This is a genomic window from Commensalibacter melissae (assembly GCF_003691365.1).
Lineage (GTDB): Bacteria > Pseudomonadota > Alphaproteobacteria > Acetobacterales > Acetobacteraceae > Commensalibacter > Commensalibacter melissae.
This window is the reverse complement of the sequence record NZ_CP033087.1, coordinates 383037-397528: the sequence shown is the minus strand read 5'-3', so window position 1 is coordinate 397528 and position 14492 is coordinate 383037. Positions and strand designations below refer to the sequence as shown.

Genomic DNA, 14492 nt, shown 5'->3' with positions numbered 1-14492 from the left:
ATTATTTTGTTACACATGATGAAAGTTGCAGTTGGTATCCAAGATATTGCGCATTTGAAAATTATTAATGAACAAATGGCCGTGAATAACAATGGAAATTCATACACTTTAACACGTTTTATGCCGAAGCAGGCCGATGAAATCTTAAAAAATGGTTCCCTATACCGGGTTATTAACGGAACTTTATGTTGCCGACAGAAAATTGTTGATTTTCTGCCAGGTCAACGGGAAAACGGAAATCCCTGCATTCAAATTATTCTTGATTCAGAAATAATTCGTACCTTTTCCATTCCAATTCGCCCTTTCCAGGGATGGCGATATCTTAAAAACACTGATGCGCCTAAGGATTTGCCATTAAGCCATACAAATATATCAGCAGAATTACCTAAAAAGCTGAGAAAAGAGTTGGAAACTCTAGGATTGATTGATCCTATTGGATAGGAAATCGATAATTAACCAATATCTATAACCCTATATGGTTTATTCTTCCGTATATTATTTCTCTTTCAAAACATGATCAGCTTTACGATCAACGGTTTCTTCCTGTTCTTTTGTTAAATTACCTTTATGATATTCCTCAGACGCCCTTGCTTTGGCGTTCCTTGCTCTGTTTTTTGTATCCAAGGGATATTTACGCTCATCAGGCAATGCAAATTCCTGATCTGGTAAAGATTTACGTTGTTTTGATGTTAATTTAGTCATAATTACTCCCCTCCTTGAAAAAGGAAAATAACATTGAACCATTAAATATAGTTAATCATAAAACAAAATCTATTATTATTCAATTCGCCAAAAAAATTACTTTCAATCCTTCCGATATATACTTTAGAAATATATTAAATAACAATCAAGGACTGATCTTTTATTAATCAGTCCTTTTCGATACTATTTAATGTGTTTTTTTTTATATTCCTCTCTCAAGATCTGCGCTGCCTGTACCATATTTTTCAATGAAGGAATAACCTCTGACCATTGACGTGTTTTCAAGCCACAATCTGGATTAATCCATAACCTTTGAACAGGGATATATTTTTCAGCCTGATGAATTAAATGAACAATTGATTCTACTGTTGGAATATTGGGAGAATGAATATCATAAACACCTGGGCCGATGCTGTTTGGATATTCAAATTCCTCAAACGCTTTTAACAGCTCCATGTGAGAACGTGAGGTTTCAATTGTAATGACATCAGCATCCATCTGGGCAATAGCAGCAATAATATCATTGAATTCCGAGTAACACATATGGGTATGAATCTGCGTTTGATCCTTTACTCCATTCGCTGTTATTCTGAAAGACCGAATTGCCCAGTCCAGATATTTTTGCCATTCTGAACGACGCAGGGGTAATCCTTCCCGTAAAGCCGCCTCATCAATTTGAATAATGCGAATACCTGCCTTTTCCAAATCCAACACTTCTTGACGTATCGCCATAGCCAATTGATAACAGGTTTCCGAACGTGGCTGGTCATCTCTTACAAATGACCAGTTCAACATGGTTACAGGTCCCGTCAACATGCCCTTCATCGGTTGTGCCGTTAAAGATTGGGCGTAAGTAATCCATTCAACCGTCATTGGTTCAGGACGACTAATGTCTCCAAAGATAATCGGGGGTTTTACACATCTGGAACCGTAAGATTGAACCCAACCTTGTTGGCTAAAAACATATCCTTGTAACAATTCACCAAAATATTCCACCATATCATTCCGTTCTGGCTCGCCATGAACCAAAACATCCAATCCCAGTGATTCCTGCTGTTCGACACAATAAGCAATCGCCTCTTTCATACGATTGCCATATTCATTCAAGGAAAGTTCACCCTTACGAAATTGACTTCTGATCTGGCGTATATTCTGAGTTTGTGGGAATGAACCAATTGTGGTTGTTGGCAACAATGGCAAATTCAAGATTTTTTGCTGTAATTCCATACGATCGGCATAGGCACCTTTCCGGTTTCCCAATTCCGATGTTATCGACTGACATAGTTTTTTAATTTTATCATTATGAACTCTATTTGACTGACGTCTGTTATCCAGACAAGCCTGGTTACTAGATAATGCCTCTTTTACTGACTCTCTTCCTTCATTTAGAGCTTTAGCCAAAACAGTAATTTCATCAAGCTTTTGTATCGCAAAAGAAAGCCATGAACGAATTTCCGCATCCATTTTACTTTCACGTTCCAGATCAACAGGAACATGTAATAATGAACATGAGGGGGCCAGCCACAATCGTTTTTTTAATATAGCATAGATAGGCTCTAGCCATTCAAGCGTAGCATTCAAATCCGTCTTCCAGATATTACGCCCATTAACAACTCCCAATGAAAGGACTTGTTTATCTTTTAGCTGTTTAATTATGGCAGGAATTTCATCACACGCATTTATGGCATCAATATGAAACCCCTGCACCCCCAATTCTGGCAATAAAACTATATTTTCTTTTAACTTTCCAAAATAGGTTGCCAACAAAATATAGATTGGTGCCTGTTTCAAAACCCTGTAGGCAGAAACAAGTGCCTTTTTCCACTCTTCTGCAAGCTCTGTCACCAAAATTGGTTCATCAAGTTGAACCCAGCTTTCCCCCTGTTCTGCCAACTCTTGCAATAATGCTTGATATTGTTCCAAAAGTGCAGGCAACAAAGCTAGTTTGTCGCTTTTATCCTGTTCTTTTCCCAGCCATAAATAGGTTACTGGCCCTAACAATACAATTTTTGTTTTTAAATCTTTCTTTTTCGCTTCCTTCAATTGATCTAGTAAAATCTGGCTATTTAAAACAAACCGTGTATCCTTGGTGAATTCCGGTACAATGTAATGATAATTTGTATCAAACCATTTAGTCATCTCACCTGCCGCAACGTGACAAAGGCAAGAATTTTTTCCGCCGGAACGTCCACGTGCAACCTGAAAATAATGATCTAATTTCTCCCCTTGCTGTTGTTGAATACGTGATGGAATATTACCAAAAAGAAAACTTGTATCCAGAACATGGTCATAATAGGAAAAATCCCCAACAGGAACAAGATCGAGTTTACTTTGATTCAGCCAATGACACTGCCGTAAATTTTGGGCTGTTTGTTCCAATTCACCTGAGGAAATATTTCCTTGCCAGTACGCTTCAAGCGCAAATTTCAATTCTCGCTTTACACCAATTCGAGGAAATCCTAGATTATGTACTGTTACCATTTTTTATTCCTTTACTTGCCTATTCAACATCGGATTTTGCTCTAAACACCCTATTCAGATAACAGCATAAAATAAAATGATATTATTTCATCGATCCATTAACTTTATTCATAGGATATAATCTTGCATTCATGATTGAGATCATTCATTTAAAAATCATTCAGGAAATCGAAACGCAAAAATCAATGACTGCCGCGGCTGTCAATTTATGTTTGACACAATCCGCCTTAAGCCACGCCATCCGGAAACTCGAACAAAATTTGCAGGTCAGCCTATGGCGACGGGAGGGAAAATACATGCAGCTAACTCAGGCGGGACAGGAATTATTGACGCTGGCCCATCGCATATTACCTCAGATCGAACATAATGAATCAAAATTGAAACAATATGCGCAGGGGAGTATTGGCAGTCTAAAGATTGGCATGGAATGTCATCCCTGTTATCAATGGCTGCTTAAAGTAACCTCACCCTACTTAAAACAGTGGCCTCAGGTTGAACTCGATGTCAAACAAAAATTTAAATTCGGTGGTTTAGGGGCGCTACTGAATTATGAAATAGACATCTTAATAACCCCTGACCCGATTATTAAGTCTGACCTCCATTTTGAACCTGTCTTTAATTATGAACAGATCTTAATTGTTGGACCTTCACATCCCTTCCGAAATTTACCGTATATCACTCCAGAACAAATGTCCTCAGAAACTCTTTTAACTTATCCTGTAGAACCAACTCGACTGGACATATATAGTCTCTTTATGGCACCAAAGGGTATAATGCCACGTCGTCATAAAACAATTGAAACAACGGATATAATTTTACAAATGGTTGAAAATAATCGAGGCGTAACGGCTCTACCACATTGGTTGGTACAGGAAAACAAAGAACGCTTTGAAATCTTTCCTGTCAAACTAGGAAAAAAAGGGATTCCAAAACAGTTATTTATTGGAATACGCAAGGCCGACCAATTAACTAATTATCTCGATGCTTTTATTCAGCTATCCAAACAAATATCCTTTCCAATGTCGACCTGAAATACTCAAAATAAACTGTATAATCTCCAATTTCTGACCAAATATCATAGAATAGTTTTTAACAAAAATGATTATATCTGTTACCATCTGAAACTTAAATTTTATAGTCGGTATTTTTCAAAGAAATCAAAAAACCATGCAGGAAACAATTTGCAAAAATTTTTATGTTCCAATGCAATTTTTGCTTTTGTTTTCCCTGCTTTGCCTCTCTGCCTGTGGTGGAGAAAAGCATTCTTATAATGGAAAAGGAGGCATTTCTTCACGATATAGCAATTACATGCCTGGCTATCCTAAAAAATGGAACCCTCCGGGTCCCCCTCTTGATCCGTGGGGTCCATATATCAATCAATCCTCACAACGTTTCAATGTTCCTGATCAATGGATACGGGCCATCATTTTACAGGAAACGAGAGGATATCAATATTATAACAAACGGCCAGTCACTTCACCTCATGGAGCAAAGGGATTGATGCAAATCAAGTCAACAACTTATAAAGATTTAGCAAAACGCTATAATTTGGGAAATGACGTATATGATCCGCATGATAATATCATGGCTGGTACGGGATATATCCGCACCTTGTATAATAAATACGGTGCTCCCGGCTTTGTTGCAGCTTACCATGGTGGACCTGGAACTTTGGATGCCTATCTAAAAAGAGGAACCGCATTGCCAAAGGCAACCAAAAACTACATGATTTCCGTCACTCCCAATCTGGGGAATTCAGTACCTATGAGTGGACCTTTTGCAATTTTTGGCGGACCTTACGCCAAAAAAAATACTCGTACCCCATTACCACTCGAGGCTTATTATTCACCGAAAACCTATAGCCCCGTTCAAATGGTTACAACAGCACAGGTTATGCCTTCTGAAAGTAAAAACGAACTTAAAAAATTCATTGTCAAAGATAATGAACATGCAATTGCATCAGACAATGCCAATGAACCTCCAATCATGATTGTTCCATCCAATTATCATCCTGCATATGATGCAAATGTCCATAACAATTCAACTTCATCCAATGCTTATTATTCAACAAAACCCAAAGCCCCTTCTATTATTCGAACCTCTCCTAGCAGTAGACATTATTATATATCAACAAAAGGTAACTGGAATATTCAGGTTGGAGCTTTTACATCCCCAGATTTAGCTAATCACGCAATTGCAATCGCAAAACAAAAAGCCGCCAGTTTACTGGTCCTGGCGTATCCAAATATTGAAACCGTTCAGAAAAACGGAAAAACATTATACCGAGCCAAATTAGGAGGATTAAGCTATGCAACAGCCTTACAGGCTTGTAATTTGCTAAAAGTAAAAAGAATGAATTGTGTTCCTGTTCAATAATACAAAATTGTAATTTTCAGTTATTTTGAATTTGTTCAATAATTTTGTGGTCAATGGCGGTAGATGCATCATATATATCTTTCTATATATTTTTTATCCATTTTGCCGGCCCACCTGCATAAACACTTTTAGAGAGGGTACATTTTTAGTTACAACAGCACCGGCACCGATTATTGAAAAATCATGAATAGTAACACCAGACAAAATTGTGACATTGGAGCCTATCCAAACATGTTTTCCAATCTTAACAGGAGATGGATATATCGTACCACGATCTCTTATATCCACAAACCATGATTTAATGCAGCAATCATAACATTCATGCCTATAGCACTGTGATCACCAATAAGGATTCCTCCCCTATCCTGAAAAGAACAATTTGTATTAAAAAATATATTTTTACCAATATGAATGTTTTTACCGAAATCAGTATAAAAAGGAGGAAATCAAACAAAAGATGAATCTACAGTTTTTCCTGTCAGACTATTGAATATATCAACGATTTCTTTTTGCGTATGAAAACTATTTGTTTAATTCCATTATTATTTTTTGCGCTTCAAAGGCACATTGGTATAACAGCTGCATCAATTCTTTCTCATTAGTGGAAATGGAATGTCCAGCCTGACAGTATGTAATGAATTCCTCCATTTGCATAAAATGATCCTTTTCCATTACTGGAAACCTTTTGTTTGTTCATCTATCACGATATAAAATCAAGTCCTATATCGAGAATAGGCGCACTATGGGTTATCCAACCTACAGAAATCAAGTCAACACCGCTTTCAGCAATTGTCCGAGCCGTATCGGGATTGATACGCCCCGAAGCTTCTGTGATGGCACGTTGATTAACAATCGCAACCGCCTCTTTTAAAGTTTCAGGATCCATATTATCTAGCAAAACGGCATCAACACCCAATGCCATGACTTCTTTTAATTGATCCAGCGTATCCACTTCTATTTCAATTTTAACCATATGCCCTGCATTTTTTTTAGCCTGTTCAAGCGTCTTACGTATTCCACCCGCGATTGCAATATGATTATCTTTAATCAAAACTGCATCATATAAGGCAAAACGATGGTTCATTCCACCACCACACCGCACGGCATATTTTTCCATCATGCGTAAGCCTGGTGTTGTTTTTCTCGTACAAACAACCTGTGTTTTGGTTCCTTCAATAGATTTGACAATCTTATGAGTTACCGAGGCAATTCCAGATAGATGGCTCATGAAATTCAAGGCTGTTCTCTCACCTGTCAGAATTGCACGGGATGACCCTTCAATAATTGCTATCACATCTCCCGGCTTCAATATATCTCCATCCTTTTTCTTTAAATCTACATTAACTAATGGATCAATTAAGGTAAAAGCCATTGAAGCGATATCCATTCCTGACAATATACCAGTCTCTCTTGAAACCATCGCCACTTTGGAGTGGTGATTTTCATCAATAACTGCATTAGTGGTTATATCCCCAGCCAATCCTAGATCTTCCAATAACGCATTGCGAATAATGGGTTCAATTAGGATATGGGGCAAAGCTGGAATCGACATAGTCACCTCTATATTCTGATAAATCTATAATATACAAACTAATTTCATATAATAACATCATAATGTCTTGGCATACTGATATGCCTGATCAAAACTGATGAAAGATCGATTGGCTTTTTCAAGCGTAGCGGGATAATCCTGTCGATAATGTGCCCCACGAGATTCTTTCCGCAAGAACGCACTCACTGCTATCATCATGGCAATTTGTTCTGGATTAAGGACATATTGATCATCATGTTCATTAACCAGGGTAAGAAACTGCCGAATTGCCGATCTCAAAGTATCCTCATCCCGAATGATATTTAAATCTTTCTGCATTATCTTTTTTACAAAAGGTAAACGGTCAGAAATCACAATCCCAGTTTCATCTATCTCATTATCATTACTTTGAATGGAAGGATGATTATCCAAAATTGCCTTGGCTGCCCGCATGGCCATAACTGTAGCTTCCAGCAGTGAATTACTGGCCAAACGATTTGCTCCATGTAAACCCGTAGAAGCAACCTCACCCACTGCCCACAAACCTTTTACCGTTGTTTCTCCATTCAAATTTGTCATAATGCCCCCCATATGAAAATGTTCAACGGGTTTGACAGGAATCAAATCCATTGAAGGGTCAATACCGACTTGATGACATAACTGTGCAATGGTTGGAAAACGTGTCTTGAAACCTTTTCCTAAAGCCTTTCTGGCATCAAGATAAACTTTTTTACCCTGAATAGTCTGATGATAAATTGCTCTTGCCACAACATCACGGGGTGCCAATTCCTGTCCTTCTGTATTGGCCAGAAACCGTTGGTTATCACTATTAACCAAAACAGCCCCTTCCCCACGAACCGCCTCGCTGATTAAAGTCTTTGGAAAAATATTTGCATCAAGTGCGGTTGGATGAAACTGAATAAATTCCAGATCAGCTAATACAGCACCAATATCAGCCGCCAAAATCAGACCTTGACCATAATTTTGCAGAGGATTTGTACTTTCCTCAAATAACCCGCCAATACCACCGGTGGCCAACACAATAGTGGATGTCACGATTGACCTGAATTGACCTTCTATTTGGGCTATTACTCCCCTTATTTTATTTTTATCCTTTAGAAGACGAACCGCAATGGTGTTTTCCATTACAGTTATTGAGGGGGTTCGCAAGACCGCCTCTGTCAACGCTTTGATAATACCCCGCCCGGAAGCGTCTCCATCAATATGAAAAATTCTCCGATGACTATGTGCACCCTCTAATCCGAGCCTAGGCCTGCCATGGCGATCATGATCAAAAATAACACCATATTTCTCCAATACTTCAATTGCCTTTCTTCCATCATCCAATATGGTGGCGACAGCTTTTTGATCACATAATCCCGCTCCAGCCCTTAAAGTATCCTCTATATGTGCGGAGCTGTCTTTCTCTTCATGACTGGCAGCCGCAATTCCACCTTGCGCATAAATACTGGATGTCTCATGTCCTATCTTTCCCTGCGTCAAAAGCAAAACCGGCAATGACGCAAGTTGTAATGCCGTCATTAATCCAGCCAATCCACTGCCAATCACAACAACAGGTGACTGCATAATGTTTTTCATATTTCTAACATCCTTTTGATGGAAAGGCGTGCCTTATCAGCAATAGATGAATCAATCGTAATTTCATATTTATTTTCTTCCAACGAAGTCAAAATATTATCCAATGTGATACGCTGCATATGAGGACATAGATTACATACACGAATAAATTTGATATCTGGATGTACTACTGCCAGATTGTCACTCATTGAACATTCAGTCAGCAGAATCACTTCATCAGATCTCTTTTGCTTGATGAAATCTGACATTTCAGCCGTAGATCCAGAAAAATCAGCCGCTTCAATCACCTCAGGAGGGGATTCAGGATGCACCAGAATTGCAGCTTCTGAATATTCAGCTTTCAACTGTTTGATTTCCTTTGATGTAAATCTTTCATGAACTTCACAATGCCCCTTCCATGTCAGAATCTCGACGTTGGTTTGTTTTGCAACATTTTGTGCCAGATACTCATCAGGAATCATGATAACCCTCGGAACTCCAAGCGCTTCAACAACCTTTTTGGCGTTCCCCGATGTACAACAAATATCCGAAGCCGCTTTAACCGCCGCTGAAGTGTTCACATACGTAATAATAGGAATACCTGGATATTTCTTACGTAATCCCATTACATCCTCTGCCGTAATAGATTCAGCCAAAGAACAACCAGCCTTCAAGTCGGGAATAAGAACTGTTTTATCAGGGTTGAGTAATTTTGTCGTTTCTGCCATAAAATGTACGCCTGCTACAACAATGACATCCGCGTCAATTTTTTCAGCCTCCCGTGCCAAAGCAAGACTATCCCCAACGATATCAGCAACCGTATGGAAAATTTTTGGAATTTGATAATTATGCGCCAGAATAACCGCATTACGTTCTTTTTTTAGCTGGTTAACACGTTGAATTTTTTTTGTTAAACTCATTCGTTCCGGGGCAGCAGCAATTCTGCCCAGTTTATTTTCTAAATAATCAGGTAGTCCCTGCCGCATGTCACTCTCCTTTTATACTCAATTTGAGTATATATATGCCATTTTATCCTTAAAATATAAAGAATGTCAATTCCTTACCAATGGCAATTTTGATCCGGACATTGCTCTGGCATCAACAATTGACTTTTGGTACCTAAAAAGTTTTGCAGGTCTGCCACGATACTGGTCAGTAATATGACCAGTCTCCTCAATCAAATTCTGTTGTTCAATCATTCGCCTAAAATTAGACTTGTGCAAAGAACGCCCTATGATACGTTCAATGGTTTTTTGCAATTGCAACAAAGTGAATTCTGTCGGCATTAGTTCAAATACCAAGGCCTTGTATTTTATTTGTGCCCTTAACCGCGCAATTGCTGTAGCTAAAATCCGTCGATGATCAGCAAACATACCCTGACCAGCAAAATCTTTCCTTTCTAGATATCTATTCCCTGCTTCCGGAACCATGCCTGCCTCATATAACAATTCATAGCGCTGTAAAATAAGATCTTCATTCCAGACATATCCATTGAGACCAAATAAAAATTCAATACGACGTTTTGTTTGTTCCGTATCTTCCGTTTTCCGGCTCTGCCATTCATATAAAGCCCCGATTATTGTTTCTCGTATATTTTTTACAGCTGGTTTTAATTCATTTTCCCATGGAAAATATTCATACCAACCATGCCATTCCGTTTCGTTTAGACTGAAATCTTGATGACGCACAAGTCCAAGATAGCTAATCGAAATGGTTCGAACTTGAGGTTGATTGTATATGCGGTCTTGATCTGCAAAAGTATAAAGTTGTTCCAAAAAACCGACGGGATAACGTGTTTGTTGATGAATCCAAGCGCGCAATCCAGCTTGTAAACTTTGATGTCCCGGCTCAAAAGAACCAGATGGAAGCGTTGATCCCTTATGAATTGTCATAACATAAGGCATATAATCTATAATTGATACCAACACAGCAATCAATTCGGTCTGGGTCAAGGCTGCAGACATATATTTCCTTTATCCATTTATCTTGTTAAATTCATCTTTAACAATGATATTTTAAAGAAAATTCTTAATCTATAAAAAATTTAAAGGCTTATACCAAACGCAAAACCAGCAATCCATCCTTCTGGGGCAAGAATAGACGGGGTAAAGGCATGCGTCACCGATGCATCCCACATAAAAATTCCATCTTTTTTTCTTAGCCCTATTCCTCCACTCCCGATATTGCCGACTTTTGGCTTGTCAACATGATAAGGGGTAGCATAGACGGCTCGTGTCATTCCTGCATCCAAAGAACCGTAAAGCTCTGACTTATCCAGAAAAAAATCGCAAAAAGCCTGATAATCTCCACAATGCATATCATCCGTTGGTAAAGTCCAAGAAAGATCGTTCCGAATATAAACACCGGCATTACCAGCCAAATTCTGACGTATAAATCCCCTTACTGTATATGGTCCCCCAATCTGCATCTGCTCGTTATCATATTGACTTTTGTCGCTATATTCACCATGCACAAAAGTGTGCCAAGTCAGCGATTTTGTTATAGGCTGATCTCCCTGTATATCCAGGATAAATTTAACAAATCGCGTATGTGGTGCATATTTTCCTGAATTATTTATCCAGGTTTTGGTCATTAATCCATTTAATCCAATTTTAGTTCCCAAGTTAATATACCATACCCGATCCCACAATTTGGTATATTCACTTAAAGTTATATTTAGCATTGACAAACGTGCGCTTTTATAATTTTCACGAATATGATTTCTATAATTAATGAAAGATTTCGTTTGATAGGAAATAATTAAAGAAGTTACACCAATTAAATCCCTGGTTAAAACCCTGGAAATTCCGACATGAAAATCCTTCTGTGTTACATCTTCACGATGCAGCGCGATTTTTGGTCCATCATGATACATATCATCTGAACGCCACCATCCACACCATAATAACCACGGACCCATTGGAACGGAACCCTCCATGGAAAAAAACGAATTATGTCCCAACCTCTGTCGATTATTCAACGAATGATCATATTCAAATGACCACATATCTAATACACCAAAAAGATCAGTAACAATAAAATTCGATCGACCTATTGTTCTGGCTGAAATGCTTTGCCCATTGTTATCCGTACTCACCTTGCCATGAATTAAACCCGCTTTTGGAGTTTTCACCTCAACAATAGAAGTATTATCCTGATGACCTTTATTGATTTTTAATGAGGTTTTCCAATTAGGTAAACGATTCATGTTATCCAGTCCCTGTTTCAAATCATTCAGATCCAAAACATTACCAGCAATCCATGGAAAAGCCGTCATTTCATGAAATCGTTCAGGAGTTCCTGTAAAATTGAAATTTTCAATCCTGCCTTCAATAATAACAATACGCAAATGACCAGAAGATAAATCTTGTTGTGGCAGGTATGCCCTTGTCGTCAAAAAATTAGTTTTAAGATAAGCCTGATTTAAAATATTTAGGATTGTATTTATATCCGAAACAGTTAAACAACGATGATTCCATTTTTTAATGATATGGTCTATTTTTTCTTTTGAAAGACTGTACGGATTTTCAATATCAATATTATTGATTTTTACACAATCCTTGATCTGAGGCTTGAATTTCTCGCCCTGATTAACAGAAATATCGTTGGATAAAGGCAATTCCATATCCATTAATTCCTGCCTTTGACGATATCCTTGATATTGCAATGAATTATAATACTGGTTATTACCAAAACCGTAAGCCTTGTTATGTAAACATAAAAAGCTTAAGCAATAGATCAATATAGCGTTAAAAACTAACGATCGTCTATTCATTAAAATATTCACTCAATAATTTCAGACATTTAATTATTATTTAACAAAAGTAAATAAACTAATTGAGGCAATAATTATAAGAGTGAAATACATAAATAATAAATTATATTCAATATAATTATTATCAATAATAAAAAAAAATTAAAATATAAATTATTTGTTTATTATAATTAATAATTCTTTAATAAAAAGAATAGATTACTATATTAAAATAATAGTATATATAAATTTTCAATAACCCTTTATATATACTATTTCAACCAACGAATGGTATAAGATTTTGATATAAAACAGCTATACATACAAATAATGTTTATTTGAATATTATAATTTATTCACCAATCGTTGAGGCACAATAAACCTGTGTTTTAGGACGATTATTTGTATAAGCATCAGCCTCATAAATAGCCTGATTATTACAAAAAGATATATTTTTAAAATGAATATATAATGGTGAGGATCCTAACATTAATTCAATCCATAGCTCTTTTTGCAATTCGTTAATATCCTCATCAATATACGGAACAATTGCCAAACGGTTATTTTTTTGGAAAGGGTCAAAATCAATACATACTTTTTTTAAAAATAATTTTTCAGTCATTTTATATCCTTTTATAATTATATTTCTTTTAAATTATTAACATATTTATAATTATCATTATTACAAAACATTAAATAGTAAACATAGTAATTAATACAAATAAAATTGTTTTTTACAATAAAAAAAGTAGAGATTTTTAGAGAAAAATAAATAAATTGATCTTTATGATCAATTATAATGAAAAACGGTACAAAAATATTATAGGTAAAAATGTAGAACGGTATCGTTTGAAAAACAGCTATACACAAGAAAACCTAGCTGATATTGTAGGATGTAAACAGCAAACAATTAACAGTATTGAAAAAGGCAGAATTAAACGCAGCAAATATCTGCCATATATCGCCAGCGCATTGGGCGTAAATATAGCTGACCTGGATCCTGATCTTAACAAAGATCAAAATAAAAGAGCCTTTGAATTGACCCATTCCAACAATCACAAGGAAAATATCAATAGCGATATAAATACGGTAAATATTCATGATGTCATAAATGAACATAAATCGACATCAAATTATTTGAAAAAAATAAACAGTGACATTCCTATATTCGCCACCATCAAGGAACTTGACAATTATTTCTTAATTACAAATACACCTGTAGAATATATTCCACGACCCCATCTGGTTAACCTTGAAAAAGATGCATTTGGAATTATAATCGGCAATCATGCTATGTATCCCCTATTCCGTGTTGGCGATGTAATTGTTGTTCATCCACGGAAAACAGTAAAAGAACATGATGTCTGTATTTTTATTGGCTATGAAAATGGATTAATGATTTACACTATTGGAGAGTTAATTCACGAGGATGCGCTATCATGGACGGTAAGACAATACAAGCTCTATTGTAATTTTTCTCTTCCGAAAACGGTTTGGAAGAAATGTAATGCAATTATTATAAAAATTTTCAGATGATCATTATTGCATACCCGCAATTTTCAAAAATTATTTTAATTTTAACCAGTAAAACAAATAGGCTACTATCTCTCTATTCAAAGAAAAAATATCCCGCCATGAATTATAACGCGGAGCAGATTGACCTTTCAATGGCATGCCAGCCTGTTTAAAAGCCAGTTGTATTCTGGGTAGATGATAATACTGAGATATTGCAATAACTGATTTAAAATGTTGCTTGGTGCATAATTCAACCACATTTCTGACAGTTGCTCTTGTATTAACCCCTTTTTCATCAAGAATAACCGCTTCACGGGGTATATTCTGGGTAAGTAAGTAATCGGCCATAACCTTAGCCTCATTATATCCTTCTTTTCCCAATCCCCCGCTAACAAAAATTAAAGAGGCCACATGTTTACGATATACAAACACCGTCTCATCTAAACGTGCTTTCAATCCAGCACTTGGAGTACCATCCTCATTAATTTTGGTACCAAAAACCACAAGTAAATCAGCATTGTCAATCTTTTTGCGACTACCCAAAAAAACAATAGC

The 14492-nt window shown here is 36.7% G+C and carries 15 protein-coding genes; 4 read left to right on the top strand and 11 right to left on the bottom strand.

The annotated features are described in order from the left end of the window. The first annotated feature begins 15 nt into the window (after positions 1–15). Positions 16–441, top strand: a complete 426-nt coding sequence (locus D9V35_RS01875; protein ID WP_122123073.1) for a DUF1489 family protein — start codon at positions 16–18, stop codon at positions 439–441. A gap of 54 nt (positions 442–495) precedes the next feature. Here the strand turns inward: D9V35_RS01875 and D9V35_RS01870 are convergent, their stop codons facing one another. Beyond that, on the bottom strand, positions 496–702 hold the full coding sequence (locus tag D9V35_RS01870) for a hypothetical protein (RefSeq protein WP_122123072.1): 207 nt from the start codon (positions 700–702) through the stop codon (positions 496–498). Positions 703–885: 183 nt separating this feature from the next. Further along, positions 886–3183, bottom strand: coding sequence for a 5-methyltetrahydropteroyltriglutamate--homocysteine S-methyltransferase (metE, locus tag D9V35_RS01865; RefSeq protein WP_122123071.1), 2298 nt, complete (start codon positions 3181–3183; stop codon positions 886–888). Positions 3184–3314: 131 nt separating this feature from the next. Here metE and D9V35_RS01860 point away from each other — a divergent pair, with 131 nt between their 5' ends. Both D9V35_RS01860 and D9V35_RS01855 read left to right on the top strand, forming a co-directional pair. Continuing rightward, complete coding sequence (locus D9V35_RS01860; RefSeq protein ID WP_122123070.1) at positions 3315–4214, top strand: LysR family transcriptional regulator; 900 nt, start codon at positions 3315–3317, stop codon at positions 4212–4214. 136 nt (positions 4215–4350) lie between these two features. After that, positions 4351–5559 (top strand): lytic transglycosylase domain-containing protein, encoded by a 1209-nt coding sequence (locus tag D9V35_RS01855; protein WP_122123069.1) that lies wholly within the window; start codon positions 4351–4353, stop codon positions 5557–5559. Positions 5560–5652: 93 nt separating this feature from the next. On the opposite strand, the gene D9V35_RS09405 is transcribed toward D9V35_RS01855, so the two are convergent. From D9V35_RS09405 to D9V35_RS01820, 8 genes are all read right to left on the bottom strand, one after another. Further along, positions 5653–5847, bottom strand: a complete 195-nt coding sequence (locus D9V35_RS09405; RefSeq protein ID WP_198196797.1) for a DapH/DapD/GlmU-related protein — start codon at positions 5845–5847, stop codon at positions 5653–5655. A gap of 234 nt (positions 5848–6081) precedes the next feature. Continuing rightward, positions 6082–6231 carry a hypothetical protein gene (locus tag D9V35_RS09400; RefSeq protein WP_205910316.1) on the bottom strand — a complete coding sequence of 50 codons (150 nt, stop codon included), beginning with the start codon at positions 6229–6231 and terminating at the stop codon, positions 6082–6084. Between the two features lie 28 nt (positions 6232–6259). After that, positions 6260–7111: a carboxylating nicotinate-nucleotide diphosphorylase gene (gene nadC / locus D9V35_RS01845; RefSeq protein WP_122123068.1), complete on the bottom strand. Its 852-nt coding sequence runs from the start codon at positions 7109–7111 to the stop codon at positions 6260–6262. Between the two features lie 57 nt (positions 7112–7168). Then, a complete protein-coding gene (locus tag D9V35_RS01840; protein WP_122123067.1) occupies positions 7169–8689 on the bottom strand; it encodes an L-aspartate oxidase in 1521 nt (506 codons plus the stop codon). Further along, positions 8686–9654: a quinolinate synthase NadA gene (gene nadA / locus D9V35_RS01835; protein WP_122123066.1), complete on the bottom strand. Its 969-nt coding sequence runs from the start codon at positions 9652–9654 to the stop codon at positions 8686–8688. Before nadA ends, D9V35_RS01840 begins: the two co-directional genes overlap by 4 nt. A 66-nt stretch (positions 9655–9720) precedes the next feature. Further along, entirely contained in the window at positions 9721–10632 is a 912-nt protein-coding gene (locus D9V35_RS01830) for an NUDIX hydrolase (RefSeq protein WP_122123065.1), read from the bottom strand. 80 nt (positions 10633–10712) lie between these two features. Further along, a complete protein-coding gene (locus tag D9V35_RS01825; protein WP_122123064.1) occupies positions 10713–12443 on the bottom strand; it encodes a ShlB/FhaC/HecB family hemolysin secretion/activation protein in 1731 nt (576 codons plus the stop codon). Positions 12444–12774: 331 nt separating this feature from the next. Further along, positions 12775–13044 (bottom strand): hypothetical protein, encoded by a 270-nt coding sequence (locus D9V35_RS01820; RefSeq protein ID WP_110439398.1) that lies wholly within the window; start codon positions 13042–13044, stop codon positions 12775–12777. Between the two features lie 164 nt (positions 13045–13208). Here D9V35_RS01820 and D9V35_RS01815 point away from each other — a divergent pair, with 164 nt between their 5' ends. Continuing rightward, positions 13209–13958 (top strand): helix-turn-helix domain-containing protein, encoded by a 750-nt coding sequence (locus D9V35_RS01815; RefSeq protein ID WP_122123063.1) that lies wholly within the window; start codon positions 13209–13211, stop codon positions 13956–13958. Positions 13959–13988: 30 nt separating this feature from the next. Here D9V35_RS01815 and D9V35_RS01810 read toward each other — a convergent pair whose 3' ends face one another. Next, positions 13989–14480 (bottom strand): YdcF family protein, encoded by a 492-nt coding sequence (locus D9V35_RS01810; RefSeq protein ID WP_162988537.1) that lies wholly within the window; start codon positions 14478–14480, stop codon positions 13989–13991. Positions 14481–14492: the final 12 nt, after the last annotated feature.

Bases quoted from the DNA above. Each gene is read 5' to 3' on its own strand.
- D9V35_RS01875 (WP_122123073.1), top strand. From the start codon at position 16: ATGATGAAAGTTGCAGTTGGTATCCAAGATATTGCGCATTTGAAAATT.
- D9V35_RS01870 (WP_122123072.1), bottom strand. From the start codon at position 702: ATGACTAAATTAACATCAAAACAACGTAAATCTTTACCAGATCAGGAA.
- metE (WP_122123071.1), bottom strand. From the start codon at position 3,183: ATGGTAACAGTACATAATCTAGGATTTCCTCGAATTGGTGTAAAGCGA.
- D9V35_RS01860 (WP_122123070.1), top strand. From the start codon at position 3,315: ATGATTGAGATCATTCATTTAAAAATCATTCAGGAAATCGAAACGCAA.
- D9V35_RS01855 (WP_122123069.1), top strand. From the start codon at position 4,351: ATGCAGGAAACAATTTGCAAAAATTTTTATGTTCCAATGCAATTTTTG.
- D9V35_RS09400 (WP_205910316.1), bottom strand. From the start codon at position 6,231: ATGGAAAAGGATCATTTTATGCAAATGGAGGAATTCATTACATACTGT.
- nadC (WP_122123068.1), bottom strand. From the start codon at position 7,111: ATGTCGATTCCAGCTTTGCCCCATATCCTAATTGAACCCATTATTCGC.
- D9V35_RS01840 (WP_122123067.1), bottom strand. From the start codon at position 8,689: ATGAAAAACATTATGCAGTCACCTGTTGTTGTGATTGGCAGTGGATTG.
- nadA (WP_122123066.1), bottom strand. From the start codon at position 9,654: ATGCGGCAGGGACTACCTGATTATTTAGAAAATAAACTGGGCAGAATT.
- D9V35_RS01830 (WP_122123065.1), bottom strand. From the start codon at position 10,632: ATGTCTGCAGCCTTGACCCAGACCGAATTGATTGCTGTGTTGGTATCA.
- D9V35_RS01825 (WP_122123064.1), bottom strand. From the start codon at position 12,443: ATGAATAGACGATCGTTAGTTTTTAACGCTATATTGATCTATTGCTTA.
- D9V35_RS01820 (WP_110439398.1), bottom strand. From the start codon at position 13,044: ATGACTGAAAAATTATTTTTAAAAAAAGTATGTATTGATTTTGACCCT.
- D9V35_RS01815 (WP_122123063.1), top strand. From the start codon at position 13,209: ATGATCAATTATAATGAAAAACGGTACAAAAATATTATAGGTAAAAAT.